Annotated in this window: 20 protein-coding genes; 15 read left to right on the top strand and 5 right to left on the bottom strand. The window is 37.4% G+C overall.

All coding sequences use genetic code 11. The features are described 5' to 3' along the window. Positions 1-4 precede the first annotated feature (4 nt). Positions 5-484: a GNAT family N-acetyltransferase gene (locus FB2170_RS05525; RefSeq protein WP_013305539.1), complete on the bottom strand. Its 480-nt coding sequence runs from the start codon at positions 482-484 to the stop codon at positions 5-7. Between the two features lie 110 nt (positions 485-594). Between FB2170_RS05525 and fbp the strand changes: the two genes are divergently transcribed. Next, a complete protein-coding gene (gene fbp, locus FB2170_RS05530) occupies positions 595-1,605 on the top strand; it encodes a class 1 fructose-bisphosphatase (RefSeq protein ID WP_013305540.1) in 1,011 nt (336 codons plus the stop codon). A gap of 48 nt (positions 1,606-1,653) precedes the next feature. Here the strand turns inward: fbp and FB2170_RS05535 are convergent, their stop codons facing one another. After that, a complete protein-coding gene (locus tag FB2170_RS05535; protein ID WP_013305541.1) occupies positions 1,654-2,076 on the bottom strand; it encodes a TerB family tellurite resistance protein in 423 nt (140 codons plus the stop codon). Positions 2,077-2,294: 218 nt separating this feature from the next. On the opposite strand from FB2170_RS05535, the gene mfd reads away from it, so the two are divergent. The 4 genes from mfd (at position 2,295) to FB2170_RS05555 (ending at position 9,463) form a co-directional block, all read left to right on the top strand. Further along, positions 2,295-5,663 (top strand): transcription-repair coupling factor, encoded by a 3,369-nt coding sequence (gene mfd / locus FB2170_RS05540; protein WP_041633068.1) that lies wholly within the window; start codon positions 2,295-2,297, stop codon positions 5,661-5,663. A gap of 88 nt (positions 5,664-5,751) precedes the next feature. After that, entirely contained in the window at positions 5,752-6,075 is a 324-nt protein-coding gene (locus FB2170_RS05545) for a hypothetical protein (protein WP_013305543.1), read from the top strand. 77 nt (positions 6,076-6,152) lie between these two features. After that, positions 6,153-8,075, top strand: a complete 1,923-nt coding sequence (locus tag FB2170_RS05550; RefSeq protein ID WP_148232066.1) for a CocE/NonD family hydrolase — start codon at positions 6,153-6,155, stop codon at positions 8,073-8,075. A gap of 65 nt (positions 8,076-8,140) precedes the next feature. Beyond that, positions 8,141-9,463: a TlpA family protein disulfide reductase gene (locus FB2170_RS05555; RefSeq protein ID WP_013305545.1), complete on the top strand. Its 1,323-nt coding sequence runs from the start codon at positions 8,141-8,143 to the stop codon at positions 9,461-9,463. Between the two features lie 7 nt (positions 9,464-9,470). On the opposite strand, the gene FB2170_RS05560 is transcribed toward FB2170_RS05555, so the two are convergent. Beyond that, on the bottom strand, positions 9,471-10,130 hold the full coding sequence (locus tag FB2170_RS05560; protein WP_013305546.1) for a hypothetical protein: 660 nt from the start codon (positions 10,128-10,130) through the stop codon (positions 9,471-9,473). A 62-nt stretch (positions 10,131-10,192) separates the two neighbouring features. Further along, positions 10,193-10,552: a YraN family protein gene (locus FB2170_RS05565; protein ID WP_013305547.1), complete on the bottom strand. Its 360-nt coding sequence runs from the start codon at positions 10,550-10,552 to the stop codon at positions 10,193-10,195. 194 nt (positions 10,553-10,746) lie between these two features. On the opposite strand from FB2170_RS05565, the gene FB2170_RS05570 reads away from it, so the two are divergent. The 8 genes from FB2170_RS05570 (at position 10,747) to FB2170_RS05605 (ending at position 21,859) form a co-directional block, all read left to right on the top strand. Continuing rightward, positions 10,747-12,240 (top strand): DUF1800 family protein, encoded by a 1,494-nt coding sequence (locus FB2170_RS05570; protein WP_013305548.1) that lies wholly within the window; start codon positions 10,747-10,749, stop codon positions 12,238-12,240. 11 nt (positions 12,241-12,251) lie between these two features. After that, positions 12,252-13,967, top strand: a complete 1,716-nt coding sequence (locus FB2170_RS05575) for a DUF1501 domain-containing protein (RefSeq protein ID WP_013305549.1) — start codon at positions 12,252-12,254, stop codon at positions 13,965-13,967. A 176-nt stretch (positions 13,968-14,143) separates the two neighbouring features. Then, positions 14,144-16,240 carry a methionine--tRNA ligase gene (gene metG / locus FB2170_RS05580; RefSeq protein WP_013305550.1) on the top strand — a complete coding sequence of 699 codons (2,097 nt, stop codon included), beginning with the start codon at positions 14,144-14,146 and terminating at the stop codon, positions 16,238-16,240. A gap of 6 nt (positions 16,241-16,246) precedes the next feature. Then, positions 16,247-18,370: a Tex family protein gene (locus FB2170_RS05585; protein ID WP_013305551.1), complete on the top strand. Its 2,124-nt coding sequence runs from the start codon at positions 16,247-16,249 to the stop codon at positions 18,368-18,370. A gap of 52 nt (positions 18,371-18,422) precedes the next feature. Then, on the top strand, positions 18,423-19,256 hold the full coding sequence (locus tag FB2170_RS05590) for a phosphatase PAP2 family protein (RefSeq protein ID WP_013305552.1): 834 nt from the start codon (positions 18,423-18,425) through the stop codon (positions 19,254-19,256). Between the two features lie 69 nt (positions 19,257-19,325). After that, a complete protein-coding gene (locus FB2170_RS05595; protein WP_013305553.1) occupies positions 19,326-19,847 on the top strand; it encodes a ferritin in 522 nt (173 codons plus the stop codon). 112 nt (positions 19,848-19,959) lie between these two features. Then, positions 19,960-21,249 (top strand): serine hydrolase domain-containing protein, encoded by a 1,290-nt coding sequence (locus tag FB2170_RS05600; protein WP_013305554.1) that lies wholly within the window; start codon positions 19,960-19,962, stop codon positions 21,247-21,249. Between the two features lie 70 nt (positions 21,250-21,319). Continuing rightward, entirely contained in the window at positions 21,320-21,859 is a 540-nt protein-coding gene (locus FB2170_RS05605) for a hypothetical protein (protein WP_013305555.1), read from the top strand. A 98-nt stretch (positions 21,860-21,957) separates the two neighbouring features. Here the strand turns inward: FB2170_RS05605 and FB2170_RS05610 are convergent, their stop codons facing one another. Further along, a complete protein-coding gene (locus FB2170_RS05610; RefSeq protein ID WP_013305556.1) occupies positions 21,958-22,290 on the bottom strand; it encodes a single-stranded DNA-binding protein in 333 nt (110 codons plus the stop codon). 203 nt (positions 22,291-22,493) lie between these two features. Here FB2170_RS05610 and FB2170_RS05615 point away from each other — a divergent pair, with 203 nt between their 5' ends. Both FB2170_RS05615 and FB2170_RS05620 read left to right on the top strand, forming a co-directional pair. Then, the gene (locus FB2170_RS05615; protein ID WP_148232067.1) at positions 22,494-23,408 is read left to right on the top strand and encodes an RluA family pseudouridine synthase; all 915 of its coding nucleotides are present in this window, start codon (positions 22,494-22,496) and stop codon (positions 23,406-23,408) included. 91 nt (positions 23,409-23,499) lie between these two features. After that, positions 23,500-25,017, top strand: coding sequence for a sulfatase (locus FB2170_RS05620; protein ID WP_013305558.1), 1,518 nt, complete (start codon positions 23,500-23,502; stop codon positions 25,015-25,017). The last annotated feature ends 72 nt before the right edge of the window (positions 25,018-25,089 follow it).

The raw sequence follows: 25,089 nt of genomic DNA on the forward strand, positions 1-25,089 counted from the left end.
AATCCTAAATACTCCTTAAATAACTATTTATTCCATTCTCATCTAACTGCACAACATCCCAATCGCGTAATACCTTTGCCCCTTTTTTTTCGTAAAAAGCAATGGCAGGTTCATTCCAATCTATCACTTCCCAATTGATACGTTTTGCTCCTCGTGCCGCACCATATTTAACAACTTCATCCAATAAAGCGGTCCCTAATCCACTTCCTCGCATAGATTCGGCCACAACTAAATCCTCCAAGTGTATTATCGGACCCTTCCATGTAGAATAGCGATTATAAACCAACGCCATACCCACAATTTTTGAATCTGATTCAGCCACGAAACAATGAAATAATTTGTTACTTCCAAATCCGTCACGTACCAAATCGTCCTCAGTAACCTCAACTGCACCAGGCTCTTTTTCAAAACTGGCCAGTTCCTTTATCAGTTCTAGAACAGATTTCATATCTGAAGCCTTAGCATCTCGAATATTCATTTTCATAATTGTTACAAATAAAACACAAAGTTATAAATTTAAAAAATCATTTTAGAACGAAAACGTTATAGTTTCACAAATTAACCGATATTTGTGCTCAAATTACATACATCTAAATGGTTGGTAAAAAACACAAAACGCTGGGGGAATTTATCATTGAAAACCAAACTTCTTTTCAATACTCCTCAGGAGAGCTTTCTAAACTTATCAATGCCATAAGATTGGCCGCAAAAGTTGTCAACCATGAAGTAAACAAAGCTGGTCTTGTTGATATTCTAGGTGCTGCGGGTGATACAAATATCCAAGGTGAAAACCAACAAAAGCTGGATGTAATGGCAAACGATATATTTATTCAGACCTTGAAGAATAGAGAGATTGTTTGTGGAATCGCTTCTGAAGAAGAGGATGATTTCATTACCATCAACAGTAATGATGAGCAACACCAAAACAAGTATGTGGTTTTGATAGACCCTCTTGATGGTTCCTCGAATATTGATGTAAATGTTTCAGTAGGAACTATTTTTTCAATCTATAGAAGAGTGACACCTGTGGGAACCCCTGTAAAACTTAAAGATTTTCTTCAACCTGGAAAAAATCAAGTTGCCGCCGGATATATTGTTTATGGAACCTCTACTATGCTGGTTTATACAACTGGGCATGGTGTTAACGGGTTTACCTTAAACCCCGCAATAGGCACCTTTTACCTCTCACACCCAGACATGAGGTTTCCTGAAACCGGAAAAATTTACTCTGTAAACGAAGGTAATTACATCCATTTTCCGCAAGGCGTAAAAGATTATATAAAGTATTGTCAGGAAGAAGAAGATGATAGACCTTATACCTCAAGATATATTGGTTCTCTGGTCTCCGATTTTCATAGGAATATGATTAAGGGTGGTATTTATATGTACCCCAAAAGTAGTCTTGCCTCAAATGGCAAACTCCGGTTACTGTATGAGTGTAACCCCATGGCTTTTTTAGCTGAACAGGCAAATGGCAGGGCAAGTGATGGTACTACAAGAATTATGGAAATAAAACCTACTGAGCTTCATGAAAGAGCGCCTTTTTTCTGTGGAAGTAATAAAATGGTTGAGAAGTTAGAAGAGTTCATTGACCAACAAGCATAAAAAAGGGCGACACCAATCATGTCGCCTTTTTATGTTCTAAGAAATGCGTTATCGCTTTATCAAATAAAGGTAATCCTCAAAATCGATTCTTCCGGTAAAAATCGCAATCGACTTTTCAATAATTCTGTCAGCTTTTTCACTGGTGTACCCTAAACCTATTGCGTATTTCTTCAATAATACCATCTCTTCATCTTCGACCTCATTATCAGCAAAAATAATTTTGAAAAGATCAAAAAGGCGTTCCAATCTTTGTTCTGAACTATTCTGAGGGTCAATAGGATATTTGTTCTTTTTCTTCATTACTTCCTTGAACTCCGCTTCGGAAATATCCAATTTATGGGCAAAACTTTCCAAAAGATGCATTTCCCGTGGGTTAACTTCACCATCTACAGCAGCCAATGTGGCTATCGAAGCAAAATGTGCCAAATTCCTACGTTTCTCACTATGATTGTATAAATCTAAAATGGGCATATGTACTTAATTTATTTTAAACAAATATAATTTTTTTAAAAGTGATATTTTAGTTTACGATTGATTATTTGTCACAAGATAATAATCAAATTTTCGCGAAAGTTAATTCATATCTTGGGCGAGGACCGAGTAGCACTTATATTTGCAATTCAAAAAATGAAAAGACCTCTGAAAAATCGAGGTTAAATCAAAATAGAAGATTACTAAAAATTAAACGGTTGATCCAGACTACAATTCAACAACTGTTCACACAGTCTCCCCAAACTAGGAAACTGCAGGATGCTATTGCCCAGACCGAAAATAATATTGCTATAAAAGGGCTAATTGGGTCCTCTCTTTCCTTTATGTTTTCATCACTTTTCAAAGAAAATGACCTTCCTTTTCTTCTAATTTTCAACGACAAGGAAGAAGCAGCCTACTACTTGAACGACCTTGAACTTTTGATTGGTGAAAAAGATGTGCTTTTTTACCCTGGTAGTTATCGCAGGCCTTACCAAATTGAGGAAACCGACAACGCCAATGTGCTTCTCAGAGCGGAAGTTCTAAACCGAATCAACTCCAGAAAAAAACCAGCGGTAATTGTCACCTATCCAGATGCTTTGTTTGAAAAGGTTGTAACAAGAAAAGAACTCGACAAGAACACCTTGAAAATAAAAGTAGATGATTCACTTTCATTGGATTTTTTGAATGAAGTTCTTTTCGAATACCAATTCAAAAGGGTTGATTTTGTAACCGAACCTGGTGAATTCTCAGTACGTGGAGGCATAGTAGATGTGTTTTCTTTTTCCCATGATGAACCCTATCGAATTGAATTCTTTGGTGATGAAGTGGACAGCATTAGAACTTTTGATGTTGAAACCCAATTATCAACCGAAAAAGTAACGCGAATTACAATTATCCCAAATGTTGAAAACAAACTATTGAACGAGACTAGGGAAAGTTTTCTAAATTACATTTCACCCAAAACAGTGGTTTACGGCAAGAATTTGGAGATGCTATTTGACCGACTGGATTCATTCTTCACAAAAGCTGAAGAGTCATTCGCCAAACTATCTGAAGACATAAAACATGTAGAGCCTTCAGAATTATTCGTAAACTCAAAATCATTAAAATCACAACTTGAGGATTTTGCTCTAATATCATCTTCAGGAGGTCAAATTTTGACACAACGGGAAAAGCAATCAGACATACAATTCAAGACAAAACCTCAACCTTCATTCAATAAAAAGTTTGATTTGTTGATGGCGAATTTGAATGAGAATTGTAAAAACGGATATACAAACTACATTTTTTGTGCTTCGGACCAACAGGCAAAAAGGCTACATGATATTTTCGATGAAGTTGACCATGACATTGAATACAAGACTCATGTTTTTCCAATATTCCAAGGGTTCATTGATGATGATTTAAAACTAGCCTGTTATACAGATCACCAGATTTTTGACCGCTATCATAAATTCCATTTAAAAAATGGTTATGCCAAAAAACAGGCGATTACACTGACGGAATTAAATAGGTTGGAAGTCGGGGATTATGTCACCCATATTGATCATGGAATCGGCAAATTTGGCGGTCTTCAAAAAATAGATGTTGAAGGCAAAAAACAGGAGGCTATTAAATTAATGTATGGCGATCGCGATATTCTATATGTTAGTATCCACTCCCTACACAAAATATCAAAATTCAATGGTAAAGATGGTGCTGCCCCAAAAATTTACAAACTTGGTTCAGCCGCTTGGAAAAAGCTAAAACAAAAAACAAAATCCCGAGTCAAACAAATTGCATTTGATCTTATCAAGGTCTACGCGAAAAGAAGATTGGAAAAAGGATTCCAATATGACCCGGACAGTTATTTGCAGCTAGAACTTGAGGCTTCTTTTATTTATGAAGACACCCCAGACCAAGGAAAAGCAACTGAAGATGTCAAAAAAGACATGGAAAGTGAACGACCAATGGACCGGCTCGTTTGTGGTGATGTAGGTTTTGGAAAGACCGAAGTAGCTATCCGTGCGGCATTCAAAGCCGTGGACAATGGAAAACAGGTTGCCATATTGGTTCCCACTACAATTTTGGCATATCAGCACCATAGAACTTTCTCCGAACGATTAAAAGAGTTGCCGGTTTCTGTAGACTATCTCAATAGATTTAGAACAGCAAAAGAAAAGCGTGAAACCCTTGAAAGACTTGAGAACGGCAAAGTAGATATCATCATCGGCACTCATCAACTGGTCAACAAAAATGTAAAGTTCAAGGACCTAGGGTTATTGATTGTTGATGAAGAACAAAAATTTGGTGTTTCCGTCAAAGACAAACTCAAATCGATTAAAGAAAATGTCGATGTTTTGACCTTAACCGCAACACCAATTCCAAGAACCCTGCAATTTAGTTTAATGGCGGCGAGAGACTTGTCGGTAATCAACACTCCACCACCAAATCGATATCCTATTGAGAGTAATGTGATACGATTCAATGAAGAAATAATTAGAGATGCTGTCTCATATGAAATCCAGAGAGGAGGACAAATATTCTTTATCCATAACCGAATTGAAAATATCAAAGAAGTGGCAGGCATGCTTCAAAGACTTGTTCCTGATGCCAAAATCGGCATTGGTCATGGACAAAAGGATGGCAAAAAGTTAGAAGCACTGATGTTGGCCTTTATGAATGGAGAATTTGATGTACTAGTCTCGACAACAATCGTTGAAAGTGGTCTTGATGTTACCAATGCCAATACAATTTTCATTAATAATGCCAATAATTTTGGATTGAGTGACCTACATCAAATGCGAGGTCGTGTAGGCCGAAGCAATAAAAAGGCTTTCTGTTATTTTATTACTCCACCTTATGAGGTTATGACCAACGAGGCCAGAAAAAGAATTCAGGCCTTGGAACAATTCACAGAATTGGGAAGTGGCTTCAATATAGCAATGAAAGATTTAGAAATTCGTGGGGCAGGAGACCTTTTGGGAGGTGAGCAAAGCGGGTTTATTAATGAGATTGGATTTGACGCATATCAAAAAATATTGGCCGAAGCCATCGATGAATTAAAGGAAAACGAGTTTAAAGAGCTATACGATGAAGTTGAAGGGCATCACGAGAAAGTGTTTGTAAAAGAAACCCAGATTGATACTGATTTTGAGCTATTATTCCCCGATGATTATGTGAACAATATCTCTGAAAGATTGAGCCTATATACGGAACTCAATTCTATCAAAGACGAAGAAGCGTTACAAAAATTTGAATTAGAGTTAGTTGATCGTTTTGGAGAACTACCAACCCCTGTGGTAGATTTATTGAACTCGGTTAGAATAAAATGGATTGCCAATACCATAGGTCTTGAAAAAGTAGTGATGAAACAAAACAAGCTCATTGGATATTTTGTGTCAGACCAAGAATCTGAATTCTATCAGAGTGAGGCATTCACTAAAGTACTTCAATTTGTACAGGCGAACCCTGCCGCATGCAAAATGAAAGAAAAACAGACCCGTAACGGACTTCGTTTACTTTTAACCTTTGACAGTGTGGGTTCGATAGATAGTGCCTTAGAGGCATTAAAACCTTTGGGAAAATCACTTGAAAAAAGCTGAATTTAAAAAAAGGATTTGGAGGACAATAACCAATATTTGTTTACCTTACCACCTCTTCAATTAATCAAAAAAAGAATAAATCATAAGAATGGAGTTTAATCTTGCAGAAAAACTGGCCATAGTTAGAGTGCTGGAATCCGTAATCATAGCAGACGGTATTGTACATAAAAATGAATTAAATACTTTGAGTGATTTAATGAAACGGCTCGATTTTGATAGTAATTTTCTTGTGCAAGCAAGAGCCGTCGCTACCAATCAGGCTATACTTATCCTTAACGAAATGCCAGATGATAAAAAAAAGGCTTTGGCCTCAATACTGGATGAAATGGCCATGTCGGACGGATTTCTCCATGAAAAAGAGGTTGAAGTTATTATTAAAACCTGCACAGGAATGGGGATTCTTAATAGATGATTACCATTATCCTCAAAGCCTAACCTTTTTAAAACATTTAAACAACTAATCAAATTGGATTGCTAAAATCGTAAAACATGTTAAAATCTAAATTCTTTCTTCTTTTACTTCTGACATTGAGTATGGGCATATCGGCTCAAAATGCTGATTCACTTTATATGCGCCAGAATTACAACCTCAAAGAGTTCCGTATTCCTATGCGCGATGGTGTTGAACTTTTCACAGTCGTATATACTCCAAAAGACACTTCTAAAAAAGCTCCGATTCTTATGAATCGGACTTGCTACAATGCCTCTAATTATACCGATTTCAACGTAAGTAGGTACCCATCAAGATACGTCATGAGAGATGGTTATATCCTCGTGTTTCAAGATGTACGAGGAAGATATATGTCTGATGGCACGTTCGACAATATGCGCCCCAATATTCCAGGAAACAACCCTAAAAACAAAAAGGATATTGATGAAAGTTCAGATACTTGGGACACTATAGATTGGATGATCAAGAATATTAAAAACAATAATGGCAAGGTTGGAATGTACGGTATTTCTTATCCTGGGTTCTATACAGCCGCGGCATTACCTGATGCTCATCCTGCACTAAAAGCATCATCTCCACAGGCACCTATTTCTGATTTTTTCTTTGATGATTTTCATCATCAAGGTGCGTATCTACAAAGTTATACCGCAGCGTTTGCGGTTTTTGGTTACCAAAAAGACAGCCTAACGCGCAGCCCTTGGTACATAGATAAAATAAAGCGGTTTTATGATGCTCCTGCAGCAGATGGTTATGATTTTCATTTACGTTTAGGGCCTTTAAAGAATATTACAGAAAAATATCACCATGACAATTTTTTCTGGAAACAGATTGTTGACCATCCCAACTATGATGAATTTTGGCAGATACGAAGTATTCTTCCCCACTTGAAAGATGTAAACCATGCTGTTATGACCGTTGGCGGTTGGTTCGATGCTGAAGATCTTTACGGTCCTTTATCGATTTATAAAGCAATTGAGGCCTCTAGCCCTAAGGCTCAAAATACCATTGTCATGGGACCATGGGATCATGGTGGCTGGGCTAGGGAAAAGGGCAAGACCACCCATAATCATATTTATTTTGGTGATAGTATTTCAACTTTTTATCAGAAAGAAATAGAACAAAAGTTCTTCGCACATCATTTAAAAGGTAAAAAATCAAATCCTTTGCCAGAAGCCTATATGTTCGACACTGGTGTTAAAAAATGGGAAACCTTTGACGAATGGCCACCCAAAGAAATAGAACCAGTGACCTTACATTTTGGTAAGAATGGCCGTTTGGCAATAAACGAACCAACTGATGAGAAAACAACTTTTGACTATGTAAGTGATCCTAACAAGCCTGTGCCTTATAGATCGCAGACCGAGGGACTTACTTTTACACCGAGACTTTTCATGTCAGATGACCAACGCCATGCATCAAGGAGACCTGATGTTTTGACCTTCGAATCTGAAATACTAGCTGATAATATTGTTTTGGCCGGAGAAATAGTTTCCAAATTAAAGGTCTCTATGACAGGGAGCGATGCCGACTTTATTGTTAAGTTAATAGATGTTTATCCTGATAATCATCCCAATTATGAGCATAATCCAGAAAATATTGTAATGGGTGGATATCAACAATTAGTACGTTCCGAGGTTTTTAGGGGAAGGTTTAGAAATGGCTTTGAAAAACCGGAACCCTTCACCCCTGAAGAACCAACCAACGTCAATTTTAGATTGCAGGATGTATTGCACACCTTTAAGAAAGGTCATCGAATAATGATTCAAATTCATAGTACTTGGTTCCCATACATTGACCGAAACCCTCAAAAATATGTTGACAATATTTACAAGGCGAACGAAGAGGATTTCATTAAATCAACAATTAAAATACATGGTTCTTCATCAATTCAAATAGGAAATGAGGATGATTGTTGTCAACCACCATTATTGAATACTGAAGAAAAGATTATAAAGAATTAATCTACGTTTTACTCAACCTTCAGTGAGTATAGATTATTGGTCTGGTTTTTGATTTTAAATGAGCTATGAAAAAATTGTTTTTTATTATTTCGCTTTTCATTGGAATAACGCTATACGGACAGCATAGCATTTCAGGCTCGTTATCGCCTGCCAATGAATATAAATGGTTGATTGCTTACCGGTTAAAACCGGGCACACAGGTTTATGTGGCCCAGAGCGAGGTTAAAGAAGGTGCTTTTAAATTGGACCTTCCCGCAAACTCAGAACCTGGAACATATAGGATTGTTTATGCCGTTCCGCAAGATGAGTTTTATTTTGATGTTATTTATAATGGCAAAGAAGATATAGAAGTTGCTTTTAGCCAACATACCGGGGTTTCATTCCTAACCTCTAAAGAAAACATTCTTTTCAATATGTACTTTAAGGAAATCAACGACCTTGAACAACAAATTGTTGATTACTATACTCAGGGAAGTCAGAACAGGAATAATCTCAAAAATGCTTCCTTAAAAATCAATGAGGTACAAAAATCCTATGAGGAAAAAACCATGGGGCTTATGGCCAACAAATTCATAACCTCAAATCATGTATTTATTCCCCAGATAGACGATAGTGTTTATGATTATGTAAAGGGTAAAAAAGACAATTATTTTAATGGAATGGATGTAACCAATCCAATGTTACAGGCTTCAGGTTTTTTAACCAATAAGCTAGCCAATTACGTCTTTACTGCCTTGCCTTTGAAAACTATGACCCCACAGGAAACAGAAGATGTGATAATGGAAAATGTCAGGTCTGTAGATTCCAAATTGCAAACCGTAGATGATAAATACAAATTACACTTGTTTTATTCATTGTGGTCTCAGGCAGCTGCAAGTGGAAAAAACAATGTCTCTGATTTCATTTATACAGAATATCTGAAAGAATTGGCATCATCCCAAAATAATGAAGAGATTATTTCAAATATTGACGTTCATAATCGTTTACGGCCTGGTGCCATCGCCCCCAACTTAGAATGGCACAAAGAGAACGAAAAAAAAACACTGAGCGAACTTAATGGAGCAGATAACTATGTTTTGGTTTTTTGGAGTAGCACTTGTGGTCATTGTTTGCGCGAATTACCTTCTTTACATGAAGAGTTTGCCTCAAATGAAAAGGTGAAAGTAATAGCCGTTGGTCTTGAGGAGGATGAACTGAATTGGAAGAGAGAAATAAAAAAGCTCAATCAATTTGAACATGTAATAGCACTTGGCAAATGGGATAGCGAGTATGCCGCACTATATGCCGTTAACCAAACACCTACTTATTTCATATTGGATAGTGAAAAACGCATTATTGCCAAACCTGAAGATAATAAGGATGTTATTGAATTTATAGCCAACAACTAACTAAAAATTATAATGTTTTTAAATCTTTGATGGTCTTGAACGCAATATCTACCTGGTCATCGTTTACAATAATAGTGAATTCGTTCGTGGTTGAAATCACCTCATAAAGCACAATTCCTTCCCAGGCCAAACGCTGAAAAATAAAATAATAGATTCCGGGTACAGAAACGTTTTCTGCCGGCAATTTAACAGTGATTGAAGATAGATTTTCTGCTTTTTGCGTAGATCTTTCAGCTTTGAACAAATCTTCTACAGTACTATCCATGATATTACTGATGACAATATTTATCTCATTTACCCCTCTTGAAGAGGTATAAAACACATCTTGATTGGCATTAATGGCCTCTAGTAGTTTTGCTTGTTGCGAAAGAATGGTATCTGATGCCAAAAAAGTATAATCAGTCAATGAAGAACGTACTGTTATCTCGCCAATATTCTTTAAAACTTTGATAATCTTGTGAGTGGCCCTAAATTCAAGATCATCGGACAATCGTTTTAAGGCCATTACAATAGCACCATTTCGAATGTCCTTTCCCAATTGATCTTCTATCTCGGGCTTAACAATTCTGGAAAGCGAAGTAAGGTTGATGATTCCCTGGGCCAAAGCACTTTGCAAGAATGGTTTTTTCTTGATGTATTGCTCTACAACAGATGATATAGTCTTCATAACTGATTGATTTGAAGCAAATATAACAAACTGTTATAAATAAAACAAATTGTATTTATTGTTCAAAAATGATAAAATGCATCCTTCAAATGTTCGATTTTAAAGACTTTTTTATTTTTCAGAATGGTAATCACATCAAATCTAACTTCAACATCGAGGTCCTTTTCAGTAACATAATGGTCTGCACCCATTGTAAGCAGGCTTATTTTCTTTCTAGTGATAGTCTCTGCAATATTTTCGATAAAATCGGTACTTCTAGAGCGAACTTCGACTATGGCAAGCGTGTCATTGTTTTGAGCTATGATATCAATTTCCGCTTTGAGGTATCTGTAATTTTTACACAGAATATGGTAACCATTTTTAATCAAAAAATCAACCGCGATTTGCTCTCCTTCCTTTCCAAATTCGTTATGTTTCCCCATACATTATTTATAAATTTTTCAAAAATCATGTATTTCATCGAAAAAATAAGCGCTTAAACGTCTTATTCAAACAGATGAACGTAAATTAGATGGCATGTCAACGAAAATACTTGGAATTACATAATATCCAAATTGTTTAGACGTTAAGAATTTGCCCCCTACGCACATGAACGTTCTTAAAGCCTAAAATTACTATGGAATACTTCGTTAATTGTAACACCTCTACATTAGCGCCGTACACAACTCCCTTGGATAGAACCAGGGCAGCGCATTTGTACCGAAGATTGGGGTTTAGTGCCTCCGTCGAGACTATTGACCAAGCAGTCGGATTATCTGCCGGTGCTTTAGTCGATAATTTAATAAATCAGGCCGTAAATATGGCCCCAACACCTGCACCTACTTGGGCAGATTGGAATAATAGCAACTACCCTGCGGACGATGATGCAGCCGGCCAACTACGGCGGGCACAATTGGACGAATGGAGGTTGACCTATGCCAACGGCATGCTCAATAACAACCTAAGGGATCGATTGAGTTTTTTCTGGAGCAACCACTTTGTTACTGAAATAGATATATACGATTGTAACTCTTTCCTTTACTATTATATAAACTGTCTACAACGAAATTCGATTGGGAATTTCAGAACCTTCGTAAGTGAAATAGGTTTAACCAGTGCTATGCTTTACTATCTGGATGGCGTATATAACAATGGTAATAATCCCAACGAGAATTACGCTCGTGAACTATATGAACTATTCACCCTAGGTGAAGGCAATGCATATACTGAGGATGATATTATCGAAACTGCTAAAGCCCTAACAGGTTATGTGGAACGAGGAGAAATAGGTTGCGAAGCAGTGACTTTTGATGCATCAAACTTCGATGCGGGGAGTAAAACGATTTTTGGTCAAACAGGTAATTGGGGATATGATGATGTTATCAATATTCTTTTCCAAGAACGTGCAAATGAGATTGCAGAATTCATCTGCAGAAGACTTTATGAATTTTTTGTGCATCCAGATTCTGAAGATGAAACTGGTAACGCACAGACTATAATAGATGGTTTAGCAGCTACTTTTGTTTCAAATAATTTTGAAATTGCACCTGTGCTGTCGCAGTTGTTCAAGAGTCAGCATTTTTTCGATGATGAGGCTATTGGTGTAATTATCAAAAGTCCTTTTGACATGTACTTCAACTTTGTCAAGGAAACTGGATTCACATACAACAACACTAATGTGAGTGAGTTGATTAATTATAGTGGTCTTCTCTCTCAGCGATTGTTCGATCCATTTGATGTTGCTGGTTGGCAAAGAGATAGAAGTTGGATCAATACCAATTTCATGATAGGCCGTTGGCTGACAATGGAATCAGTTATTGAAGGATTCTATCAAGACGATAATGAGCAATTTAGAGATTTTGCGATGTCTATCGTAGGTGGAATTGGTATGACCACCAATAATCCAGATCTCATTTCCAGACCTATTATTGACCACGTACTTCCAAAAGGTTTACTTACGGAGTCAGATTATCAAAGGGCCTTTGCAATTTTCAGAAGTGATGTAGAAGAGACCTATTACGAAGGAGGAAATGAAGAAACATGGACATTGGCCATGTGGAACCAAGCACCTTTTCAAGTGTACATATTACTTCAATATTTGGCAAGAGAACCTGAATTTCAACTAAAATAAAACCTACGATTATGTGCGATACTCACGATAAAACACCATATAAAGGTCTTGAACATGAAGGTCACGACCACGAACATAAAGCTTGGAGCAGACGCTCCTTTTTACAGGCCATGGGCATTGCCGGTACCGGCTCAATGATGCTGGGAAGCAATATGCTAACTGCATCGGCTCCATCTCCATTGAACGCGGCAATAGCTGCTGCGGAAACTGATAACATTTTGATTTTAATTCGCTTGTCTGGAGGGAATGACGGACTTAGTACCGTAATACCTATGGAACAATATGATTCCTATGCCAATGCGCGTCCAAACATATACATTCCCGAAAGTAAAGTTCTAAAGTTAACTGATGAATTTGGCGTTCCGTCGTATATGGGTTCATTAGAACCAATGTGGGGTGATGGGCAGTTTAAAGCTGTTCATGGCGTTGGATACCAAAACCAAAGCCTTTCGCATTTTACAGGTTCTGATATTTATGCAAATACCGAATTGAATCCTCCTGGACTTAGACGTCTTAATACGGGTTGGATGGGAAGACATTTTGAGCATTTGTATCCTGATTATCTTTCCGATTTTCCAGGAAGTAGACCAGTTGATGGTCCTGCTGCAATACAGGTTGGTAACTTTGGTAACTTGGTCTTCCAAGGTGAAGAAACCAACTATGCTTTTGTCACCTCTAATATTGACCAATTGGAAGAGATTGCGGAAACAGGATTACAGTATTCCGTTGACCAGGCATTATTTGATAATTGTATGTATGGTGACCAACTTAGGTTTTTAAGAGGTGTTTCAAACGTAACCAACGAATATGCCGGAACAATTCATGAGGCCTACGAAAGAGGTTCAAACCAAGTAGAATACCAAGACAACAGTTTTGCCAGACAATTAGCAGTATTGGCCAGATTGATAAAAGGTAACTTAGGCACTAAGGTATATATGATTTCTATGGGAGGGTTTGACACACATGGTAATCAGCCCTTGGCCCATGAGCGCTTAATGACAAATCTTTCGGTTGCCGTCAACAATTTTTATGAAGACATCGCCTTTACCCAACAAGATGATAAAGTATTGAGTATGACCTTTTCAGAATTCGGAAGAAGAATTTTTGAAAATGGTTCTAACGGTACCGATCATGGTAAAGCTGCGCCTACTCTGTTCTTTGGATCAGGTCTTAACGGAAGTGCATTTGTCGGGGAACACCCAACATTGGACAATCCTGACGGCCGAGGAAACCTAGAATTTACGATGGACTTTAGAGATTTATACGCCACCGTTCTTGCCGAATGGTTATGCGTTGATATACCTTTAGTTGAACAACATTTATTAGACCACCCTTATGCACCTGTAAACCTAGGATTCAACTGTAGTGGTGTTGATTTTCCAGATATAGTTTATAGTGATGGTGAACCTACTTTACCAACAACCGGACCAACGGAACCCACGCCGTTCGACCCTGCATTGTTGGATGCTGTTGTACATAAACCATTTTATCCTACAGATAGTACGCCACATATTTATTTGGAAATGCCTTTTAGCGCCCACGTAGATATTCAACTGTACAATATTCTTGGGCAAAATGTGGGTACGGTCTTCAACGAAATGATGTTTGAAGGTTCTACCGAAATAAACATCCGTGAGCAAATGCCAAATCACTTGTCCACCGGAAAATATATTTATCGTATTAATGTTCAGAACCAGAAAATGAGTAAATCAGTAATGGTTGCTTAAACGACCCCCACTTTCTGGAAGAGCCCTCGACAGTATCAGCAATGATAGTTCGAGGGCTCTCCTTTTTTAGCAAACTACCTAAGGGCAAGCCAAGGAGCATTTAAAACCTCGATTATCGAGTTAATCTAGGCTGCACCAAGCAAAATCTGTATTTTTGGAGCTTAATTTCAAAATGAATGGCAACAGAAATAAAAAGCCCAGCTAGATATACGATTACCGCAGCATTACCCTATACGAACGGCCCTATTCATATTGGTCATTTAGCAGGGGTTTATGTACCTGCAGATATTTATGCCAGATACCAAAGATTAATAGGTAAAGACGTTGCATTTGTTTGCGGAAGTGATGAACATGGCGTGGCTATTTCAATGAAGGCCAAAAAAGAAGGCATTACTCCCAAAGATGTAATTGATAAATACCATGCAATCATCAAGAAATCTTTTGTTGATTTTGGAATTACATTTGATAATTATTCGAGAACCTCGGCAAAAATACATCATAAAACCGCTTCTGATTTCTTTGTTAAACTACATGAACAAGGTGATTTTATTGAAGAAACCACGGCACAATTGTATGATGAAGAAGCCCAACAGTTTTTAGCGGATCGTTTTGTTATAGGAACTTGCCCAAAATGTGGAAATGAAGAAGCTTACGGTGATCAATGTGAGAATTGCGGATCTTCGTTGAATGCAACCGATTTAATAAATCCGAAGTCAACCATTACGGGAGCTATCCCAACGCTCAAAGAAACCAAACATTGGTTTTTACCACTTGATCGCTACGAAGATTTTTTAAAGGAATGGATTCTTAAAGGGCATAAAAAGGACTGGAAACCCAATGTTTATGGCCAATGTAAGTCATGGATAGATGACGGATTGAAACCAAGAGCGGTTACGCGAGATTTAGATTGGGGTATTCCTGTTCCTGTAAAAGGCGGTGAAGGAAAAGTACTTTATGTATGGTTTGATGCTCCCATAGGTTATATTTCTTCCACTAAAGAATGGGCAGAACGAGAAGGGAAAGATTGGGAACCTTATTGGAAAGATAAGGATACCAAATTGCTGCATTTTATTGGCAAGGACAACATTGTTTTTCATTGTATTATCTTCCCAAGTATCTTAAAAGCACAGGGCGATTATATTTTACCTGAAAATGTGCCCGCCAATGAATTTTTGAATTTAGAAGGTAATAAGTTATCAACCTCAAAAAATTGGGCAGTTTGGTTACACGAGTATTTGGAAGAATTTCCTGATATGCAGGATGTTTTGCGGTATACATTGACTGCAAACGCGCCAGAAACCAAAGACAACGACTTTACTTGGAAAGATTTTCAAGCACGAAACAACAATGAACTAGTAGCTATACTAGGTAACTTCATTAACCGGGTGGTTGTTTTGACCAATAAGTATTATGATGGGGTGGTTCCTGAACCATCAAATTTTAGTAAGGTTGATGAAGAAACTTTAGCAGAACTAAAAAGATATCCAGAAATAATCTCAGGTTCTATCGAACGATACCGTTTTCGTGAAGCCAGTCAGGAATTGATGAATTTAGCTCGCTTGGGTAATAAGTATTTAGCTGATGAAGAACCTTGGAAAGTAATCAAGGAAGATGCTGAAAGGGTACAAACTATTATGTACGTGGCACTTCAGATAGCAACAGGGCTTTCTGTTTTGTGTGAGCCTTTTTTACCATTTACTTCGGACAAACTGAAACGCATCTTAAATGTCAGTTCGAGTGATTCGACTTCGGAGAATCGTATCGAGAACAGTTGGACGGATGTTTCTTCAAAAGAAGCCCTACTTCCAGCCGGTCATCAAATTGGTAAGGCAGAATTATTGTTCAGAAAGGTTGAGGATATAGAAATACAGGCACAATTAGATAAATTGGAAGCTACCAAAAAAACAAATGAACAAATGAACAAAGCCGTTGAGCCACAAAAAGACACCATTACATTTGACGATTTCTCCAAATTGGATATGCGCGTAGGTACCATTGTCGAAGCTGAAAAAATGGCAAAGGCCAAAAAGCTATTGGTATTAAAAGTAGACACAGGACTTGATACTCGAACCATTGTATCAGGTATTGCCGAAAGTTTTGCGCCAGAGGAAATCGTGGGTAAAAAAGTGACTGTTCTTGTAAATTTGGCGCCTAGGGCACTGCGTGGTGTTGAAAGTGAAGGGATGATCCTAATGACCGAGAATGCCGAAGGCAAATTAGTCTTTGTTAATCCTGATGAAGAGAGTGTTGATAATGGAGGCACTATAAATTAGTCGATATTGCAACTCATCCCCTATTTAATAGAACACACCCAACTTCCCGAAAAAGGAGTTAAAAACACGGTGGAACTTCTTAACGAAGATTGTACAGTACCGTTCATTTCCCGTTATCGTAAAGAGCGGACTGGTAATCTGGATGAAGTTCAAATTGGAAGCATTGTGACCTTCAAGAATCAGTTCGAAGCTCTCGAAAAAAGAAAAAAAGCCATAATCAAGGCTTTGGAAGAGCAAGAGGTCATAACCAATGAGCTTCGTGAAAAGATAAATAGGACAGGAGATTTGACTGTTCTTGAAGATCTTTATCTCCCTTACAAAAAGAGTAAAAAGACGAAAGCTGAAACCGCTCGAAAAAATGGACTGGAGCCCTTGGCAAAAATCATTATGGCACAACGTAATGATGAGATTGAATATGAGGCTTCAAAATATTTAAACGATGCAGTTCCTAATGAAGATGATGCCCTTGAAGGAGCCCGGCATATTATCGCCGAATGGATCAATGAACGAGCTGATGTTCGCAATCAAATACGTTACCAATTGGAGCGGTTTGCACAACTCACGACTAAAGTAATCTCAACAAAAAAAGAGGAGGAAAAAGCCCAAAAATATAGGGACTATTTTGACTGGAATGAATCGTTGAGTAGATGCCCATCACATCGTTTATTGGCTATTCTTAGGGCTGAAAACGAAAGCTTCATTCGTGTTAAAATCGAAATTGATAAAGATCGAGCGATTCAGAAAATAGAAGACCGTATCATTAAAAGCAACAATGCTTGTTCTACCCAAATAAAGCTTGCTGTTCAGGATGCGTATAAACGTCTTTTGTTTCCATCCCTCTCCAACGAAAACCTAAAAAAGACCAAAGAAAAGGCTGATGATCAGGCCATTCAAGTATTCTCGAAAAACTTAAAACAACTATTATTAGGATCTCCTTTAGGGGAAAAGCGGATCTTGGCCATTGACCCAGGATTTAGAACAGGTTGCAAAGTTGTTTGTTTAAGCGCTCAGGGCGATTTGGAACATAATGAAACCATATATCCGCATGCTCCAAAGAATGATAGTAAAGGTGCCATTAAAAAAATAAGCTCGCTTACAGATTCCTATAAAATAGAGGCTATTGCCATTGGTAATGGTACGGCTTCCCGAGAAACTGAGCATCTTATAAAACGAATTCAGTTCAGAAAGCCCATTGAGGTTTTTGTCGTAAGTGAAGCTGGTGCATCAATATATTCTGCCTCAAAAATAGCTCGCGAAGAGTTTCCAAATTACGATGTCACCGTTCGTGGGGCAGTATCAATTGGCAGAAGGTTGGCTGATCCCCTTGCAGAACTAGTTAAAATTGATCCAAAATCAATCGGGGTAGGCCAATACCAACATGATGTGGATCAGAACAAACTCAAAACATCTTTGGATACGGTTGTTGAAAGTTGTGTTAATTCGGTTGGTGTAAATATAAATACAGCCAGTGTTCCTTTATTAAGTTATGTTTCGGGCATAGGCCCCAAGCTTGCTGAGAATATCCTTTCCTATAGAAATGAAAATGGGGCGTTTGAAAATAGAAAAGATATTACGAAAGTTCCACGTTTGGGCGGGAAAGCTTTTGAGCAAGGAGCGGCATTTTTACGAATTAAGCAACCTAAGAATCCTTTAGATGATTCAGCGGTTCATCCAGAAAGTTACAATATTGTTGAAAAAATGGCCAAAGACCTTGGCAAGGGTGTTTCAGAATTGATTGGGAACAAACAACTGCTGCAAGGAATTGATTTGAACAACTATTGTACCGAAAATGTTGGCCTTTTCACCTTAAAAGATATTATTCAGGAACTAGAAAAACCCGGTTTAGACACCCGTGAGAAAGCTAAGGTCTTTACTTTTAATCAAAATATAAAATCGATTGCTGACCTTCATGAAGGACAACTACTCCCAGGAATCGTGAACAATATCACCAACTTTGGGTGTTTTGTAGACATAGGAATTAAAGAAAGTGGACTAATTCACGTTTCAAACCTTGCTGATGCTTTTGTGAAAGATGTGAACGAACATGTAAGCTTGCATCAACAGATTATCGTTAAAGTACTTGACATTGATGTGCCTAGAAAGCGCATCCAACTAAAACTTCATACTTAGAAACATTCGATTAGTTTCAATTTTCATATTTTTAAGACATTCATAAGATTGTATGAGAAATATCCTTATTCTTTCTATTCTATTTTCATTCCCGGGCCTGCAAGGACAAGATTCATTGAACATTGACACCCCATCCACTTGGAAAATGCTAAAATATGATACTGGTAATATGTTCAAGGGTGTCGGTTATGCATATAGTCGCCCTTTTCATTGGAAACGTCAGCAATGGGGAAATGCTGCACTAGTTTCGGCAGGGGCCGGAGGTTTATTTTTAGTTGATTATGAAACCTCTGATTTTTTAAGGGAGCGAAAAGACAATGTGCCACAGTTCATTCGTGAATATGGTGAATTTATAGGTAATCCTGAGAATAATTATATTATGACAGCTGGAGTATATTTTAGTGGTTTGATCACTAAAAATGAGAAATTAAGAAGAACAGGTGTCCTACTGGTTTCTTCAGCTTCTGCAACTGGGTTCTTACAACAAATAATGAAATCTGTAGTGGGCAGGGCCCGCCCATTGAGTGACCACTCCAAAGCCACTTTTGATCCTTTCAACAAAAGTAGAAATTACCATTCGTTCCCATCGGGCCATGCTATGATGGCTTTTACCAATGCGTATGCCATTGGTAAACAATTTAAAAACCCTTGGGTAAAAGGAGGTATCTACACAATTGGTTTAGTTCCAGGTATATCGAGGGTCTGGGATGGCCAACATTGGCTGAGCGATGTTGCCGTTAGCATTGCCATCAGTATTTTTACAGTAGAAGCTATTGATCGTTATTTGGATAATAGGTACCATACTAAATACAACCAAGGTTCAAAACAAGTTCAATGGAGCCTAAGCCTTGGACCTGGTCGATTTGGTATTATAGGCACCTTTTAAAAACAACATATTCGCCCTTTCATTTTTGCCTTAGTTTTATGTAAATTTATAGTCCATAAAGAAAAAATCATGTTATCCAAGAAATTAGAAAAGGCCTTAAATACACAAATACAAATTGAAGCGGAATCATCGCAAGTATATCTTTCTATGGCCTCTTGGGCCGAAGTCAAAGGATTGGAAGGTATCGCTACTTTCATGTACGACCAATCAGATGAAGAACGTATGCATATGCTTAAATTGATAAAATTCGTGAACGAGCGCGGAGGTCATGCAAAGGTTGCTACTTTGGAAGCTCCCAAATCCGATTTCGGGACGTTTCAAAAAATGTTCCAGGAACTTTTGGAGCATGAGATATTTGTTTCCAACAGTATCAATGAATTGGTACATATTACCCTTCAGGAAAAAGATTATGCCACTCATAATTTCTTACAGTGGTATGTGGCTGAACAAATCGAGGAAGAAGCATTGGCGCGCACTATATTGGATAAAATTAACCTCATCGGAAATGACAAAGGTGGGTTATATCTTTTTGATAGGGATGTGCAACAAATTACTGCCAATAGTGCAGCTGCCCCACCTTCAGGGGCATAAATACTATTTGCCCGCACATCAATTAACTCTAGGAAAAAGATTGCGCTAAGAAATCACTATCTTTCTATATGCAAATCACATTGTTGTTGCAATGTGGTAATACTTTAATATCATGAAACATTTCCTTTTTTTAGTTGGGTTCCTATTCTATTGTTCAACTTTTGCACAAACCACATCGGTAAAATTCTCTCCCCCACTTACAGAAGCAACACCGGAAAGTGTTGGAATATCTTCCGAACGTTTAGCTCGGATTGATAATATGCTGAACAAAGCAGTTTCGAATTCAGACCTACCAGGTATTGTAGCCTTGGTTGCCAGAAATGGTAAAATCGTTTTTCATAATTCATACGGAATGGCAGATAATGCATCCAAAACGAAAATGGAAAAAGATGCGATTTTCAGAATTGCCTCTCAGACCAAAGCAATCACCTCTACTGCTGTGATGATCCTATGGGAAGAAGGAAAGTTTAGATTGGACGATCCCATTTCAAAATACGTTCCTGAATTTGGGGAAGCTCAAATATTGGACACTTTCAGCGAACAAGACTCTACCTATACCACCAAACCTGCTGAAGATCAAATAACGATTCGAGATCTGATTACCCATACTTCTGGAATAGGGTATGGGGTAATTGACGGTGATGCACGTTTCAAAAAAATCTATGCCAAGGCTGGCATTACAGACTTATTTACCACTGAGAATATTAGTATTGCCGAGAGCGTAAAAAAACTTGCTAAATTGCCCTTGCACCATAATCCGGGGGAGAAATTCACTTATAGTGAAGGTTTGGATGTTCTAGGGTATTTTATTGAAGTAGTATCGGGAATGCCTTTTGACAAATTCTTGAAAACGAAGATTTTCGACCCTTTGGAAATGAAAGATACTTGCTTCTATCTACCAAAAAACAAACATGATCGCCTCGTATCCGTTCAACAAAAAGTTGAGGGCAAATGGAAAAAATATCCAATCACTTTTTATGATACCGATTATCCTAAAACTGGAGCAATGCGTTTTTTCTCTGGTGGAGCGGGACTGTCCAGTACGGCAAAAGACTATGCCACTTTTTTACAAATGTATTTGAACAATGGCGAGTTCAATGGTAAACGTATTTTAAGTCGAACAACGGTGCAAAGCATAATGGGTAATCAGATTGGGGACATTTGGGCCGGTGGCAACAAACATTACGGCCTTGCCTTTGCCGTTGTTACCAAAGTTGGACAGGCAGCTGGAGGAGAAGGCAGTAAGGGAACCTTTGACTGGGGTGGTTATTTCAATACCCAATATTTTGCCGATCCAAAAGAAAAAATCATTGGAGTTCTTATGAAACAAACCCAAGGACGTGTTGATGATCAAACAGCATGGAAATTTAGACAAATGGTTGGTGCCGCTGTTGATGATTGAATTTTAACCTAAATTACCTTATGAATAAAAGTATAATTGATTATATTTCGTATCCCAATTTTAAATTAAAATGGCAAATCGCCTTTTCAATTGTTTAGTATTTTTCATCGCACTTAGCTCATTTGGTCAGAGGGTTGAAATTAGTCGTGGGAATATCAAAAATTTGACGGGTATTAATCAATACAAAGTTGTTTTTGAGTATCCAAAAAATCTAGAAGTTCCCAATCATGTTTCAGGTGGGGAATATCAAAATTTATGGGTTGAGAACAGAACAAATAGATATGAACCAACTTTCATTACTACTTTTAATAATTTTAGACTAAAGCGCAGGCATATAACTGTATCTAGAAACTATTCAAAAACCAAGTATACAATAGTGGTCAAAATCAGTGCAATAAATCCAGGTTATGAACGTCTCCTTTGGGATCAGGCTGCAAGACTTGAAGCCTCAATTAAGATTATAGAAAATAGCACCCCAAAGACAATTCTTTTTGCCTCCGAATCTTTTGAAATTCATGGTTTTACCAATGGAGACGTTTTCGAAAAAATTACGACGGCCTATAAAGAACTAGGCCTGAGAACTGCTAAATTTCTTTGTAGAAAAACATAATCAGTATCACCTCTATATCTAAAATCATTACTGCTTTTTTATAATACATAAATGCAAACAAAAAGCCTCGAATAAAAAATCGAGGCTTTTTCATCATATTACTTCCCTAACATGAGCAGTTCATTGCACCTAACCTCAGTTATATATCTTTTTTCACCTTCTTTGGTTTCATAAGAGCGATGGGTTAATTTCCCTTCAATGGCAACCTCATTTCCTTTGTTTAAATAGTTCTCTACAATCTCAGCTGTTTTACCCCATGCAACTACATTATGCCATTGGGTATCTGTAACTTTTTCGCCTTGGGCATTTTTGTAAGACTCATTTGTGGCAATTGAAAACTTGGCAAGTTTATTTCCACCATCCAAGTTTACTATTTCAGGGTCATTCCCTAAGTTTCCAATCAACTGTACTTTGTTTCTAAGTGCGTTCATAATTATTTGTTTTACGTGTTAAACAGTTAATACTACCGAACCTCCTTGATTCGACAGGGCAAACATATTGCGCCTTTGAAATTTTACTCGGTTGTAAAGCACTTACTTTCGTTTGTAAATGTTTGTTGTCGTTTGTAAACTTTTTTTAAGCTCTATATCAGGTAATTATATAGATTTGACAATTAAAATATATGAGTACCTTTATGTCAAATCCAATTTACGTAGAGGCATCTATATTAATTAATGGCTTAGAAAACATCATCAACCCTAACGAAATTCATATTGTTCCAAAACTTTCAAAACCAATTCGGCTTCAAGAATATGGCGTGGGTATTTTTAATATGGCCCTAACTAAATCGGCTTTAAAAAAAGCGTTGAAGAAACAGTACATTACCGTAAATAATGTAATTGGCACAACAGCAACTTTTATCCACGGTGGGGAAACTATTAAGCTATCTTTTCCTAAGAAAACCAGCTCTAAGAAAACACTTCTCTTTCCTTTAAAAATGTTATATGAAGATGAGCACTTGGCCGCGATTCATAAACCTTCCGGTATTTTGGTAAGCGGGAACAGTTTTAAGACCATTACCCATGCTTTATCCCAAAATTTAGAGCCAAGTAATCTTCCCGATTCGACATTGCCCCAACCTGTACATAGATTGGATTATGCAACCACAGGAATTCTATTGATTGGTAAAACCAGCAGTGTTATTCGTGCATTAAATGGAATGTTCGAACGTAAGGAAATCAAGAAAACCTACTATGCGATAACCATGGGAAAAATGGAAATCCGAGGGGAAGTCACTTTGAAAATCGATAATAAAAATGCGCAATCAAAATATGTCGTAGAAGAAACCGTACCCTCCGAAAGATTTGGCCAACTGAACTTGGTGAAATTAACTCCCATAACAGGTAGAAGACATCAATTACGAATTCATATGTCCGGAATTGGAAATCCAATTTTGGGAGATTCAGACTATGGAACAAAAGATTTAATTCTAAAGGGAAAAGGATTGTACTTACATGCCTATTCAATAGAATTTAACCACCCTTATACCAATGAAAAACTTCTAATAAAATCTGAATTTCCCAAGAGGTTCAAAAAAATATTTCCATAACAAGGAAAAATAAATCTATATGTGATAAATTGTTGTACAAAGCAATTAGCCCAGCAGACGTAGACCAATTAATAAAATAAAACCAACTCCTATGAAAAATATAAAAGCTCTGATTTCAATTTTGAGTATGATAGGCCTTTTATGGCTAAGTTCATGTCAAGAAACCAAGGAAGAAATTGATAGACCCAACATTCTATGGATTTATCTTGAGGACACCTCCCCTATTCTAAGTAGTTATGGTAGCACATTGGTTAGTACCCCAAATATTGATAAATTGGCTGACAAGGGTGTGTTATACACAAACGCCATTATGCCAGCCCCGGTTTGTTCTGCCATACGTTCCAGTATTATCACTGGCTCAATGTCAACTACTTTAGGTTTACATAACCATCATAGTTCAAGAACTCCAGAGTCGGCCATTCATCTTCCCGAGGGTTATAAAACAGTTCCTGAGGTATTTAAAAATGCTGGGTATTTCACTTTCAATAATGGTAAGGATGACTACAATTTTATCTATAACCGCAAAGATCTTTATGACCAAGAATACATGCAACACCCTCTCTATGGAAAGAAAGGTGTGAACGTTCCGCTCGAAGAATTAAAAACCAACGCCCCTTTCTTTGGTCAAATTCAAATGTCTGGGGGCAAAGAAATTTTTTCTTCTACGTTTAAGGAAAGAGTCAAATCTCCCGTTGATCGTTCAAAAATTGAACTCCCACCTTATTTACCTCACCACCCTATTATAATAGAAGAATATGCCAATCATATTGATGCCATTAAAATTACAGACGAAAAAGTTGGAAAGATTATCAAAGAACTTGATGAAAATGGATTGTTGGAGAATACCATTGTTTTTTTCTTTTCAGATCATGGCATGCGTTTAACACGACATAAGCAATTTTTATATGATGGAGGATTAAAAGTACCCCTTATTATTGCAGATTATCGGAAACAGGATGGTGGTTCCCAAAACCATGATTTGATAAATGGATTGGATTTTGGCACAAGTTCATTAGCCTTAGCCAATATTCCTATTCCAGATTATATGGAAGGCAGGAACATATTTGACAGCAGTAAAGAGCCAAGAGAATATGTTATCTCTGCAAGGGACCGCTGTGATTTTACAATTGACCGTATTCGCTCGGTACGCTCAAAAGATTTTAAATATATACGGAATTTCATGACCGACCGCCCATATTTGCAACCCACTTATATGGATGTTGGTGAAGTCGAATTTGTCAAGACCATGAAACAATTGTATGAAGAAGGAAAGCTGGATTCGATTCAAAGTCGATTCTTATCTGATGAAAGACCTTCTGAAGAACTTTATGACCTTAGAAAAGACCCTTACGAATTGAATAATCTTGCAACTAGTGAAGCCCATGCCAATACATTGAAAGAGTATTCCGGGGTTTTAAAAGATTGGATTGCAAAAACAGATGACAAAGGGCAATACCCAGAAGATGAGGAAAACCTAAAATTAATGTTGGGCATTTGGGGAAAACATGCCGTAAACCCAGAATATGAAGGCCTAAGGAAAAAATATCCAGACCTCCCCAGTTCTCAATTTGAACTTAAGAACGCTAAATTTAAGAAAGTGGAATACTAATTCATCAGCCATCATTTTATTATTTCATTGTTAGTTTTAAGGTCTTTTCTTATTGGGTATTCTGAAAGCTTT

Origin of the sequence: Maribacter sp. HTCC2170 (assembly GCF_000153165.2) — a bacterium.
In the GTDB taxonomy this organism is placed as follows: domain Bacteria; phylum Bacteroidota; class Bacteroidia; order Flavobacteriales; family Flavobacteriaceae; genus Maribacter_A.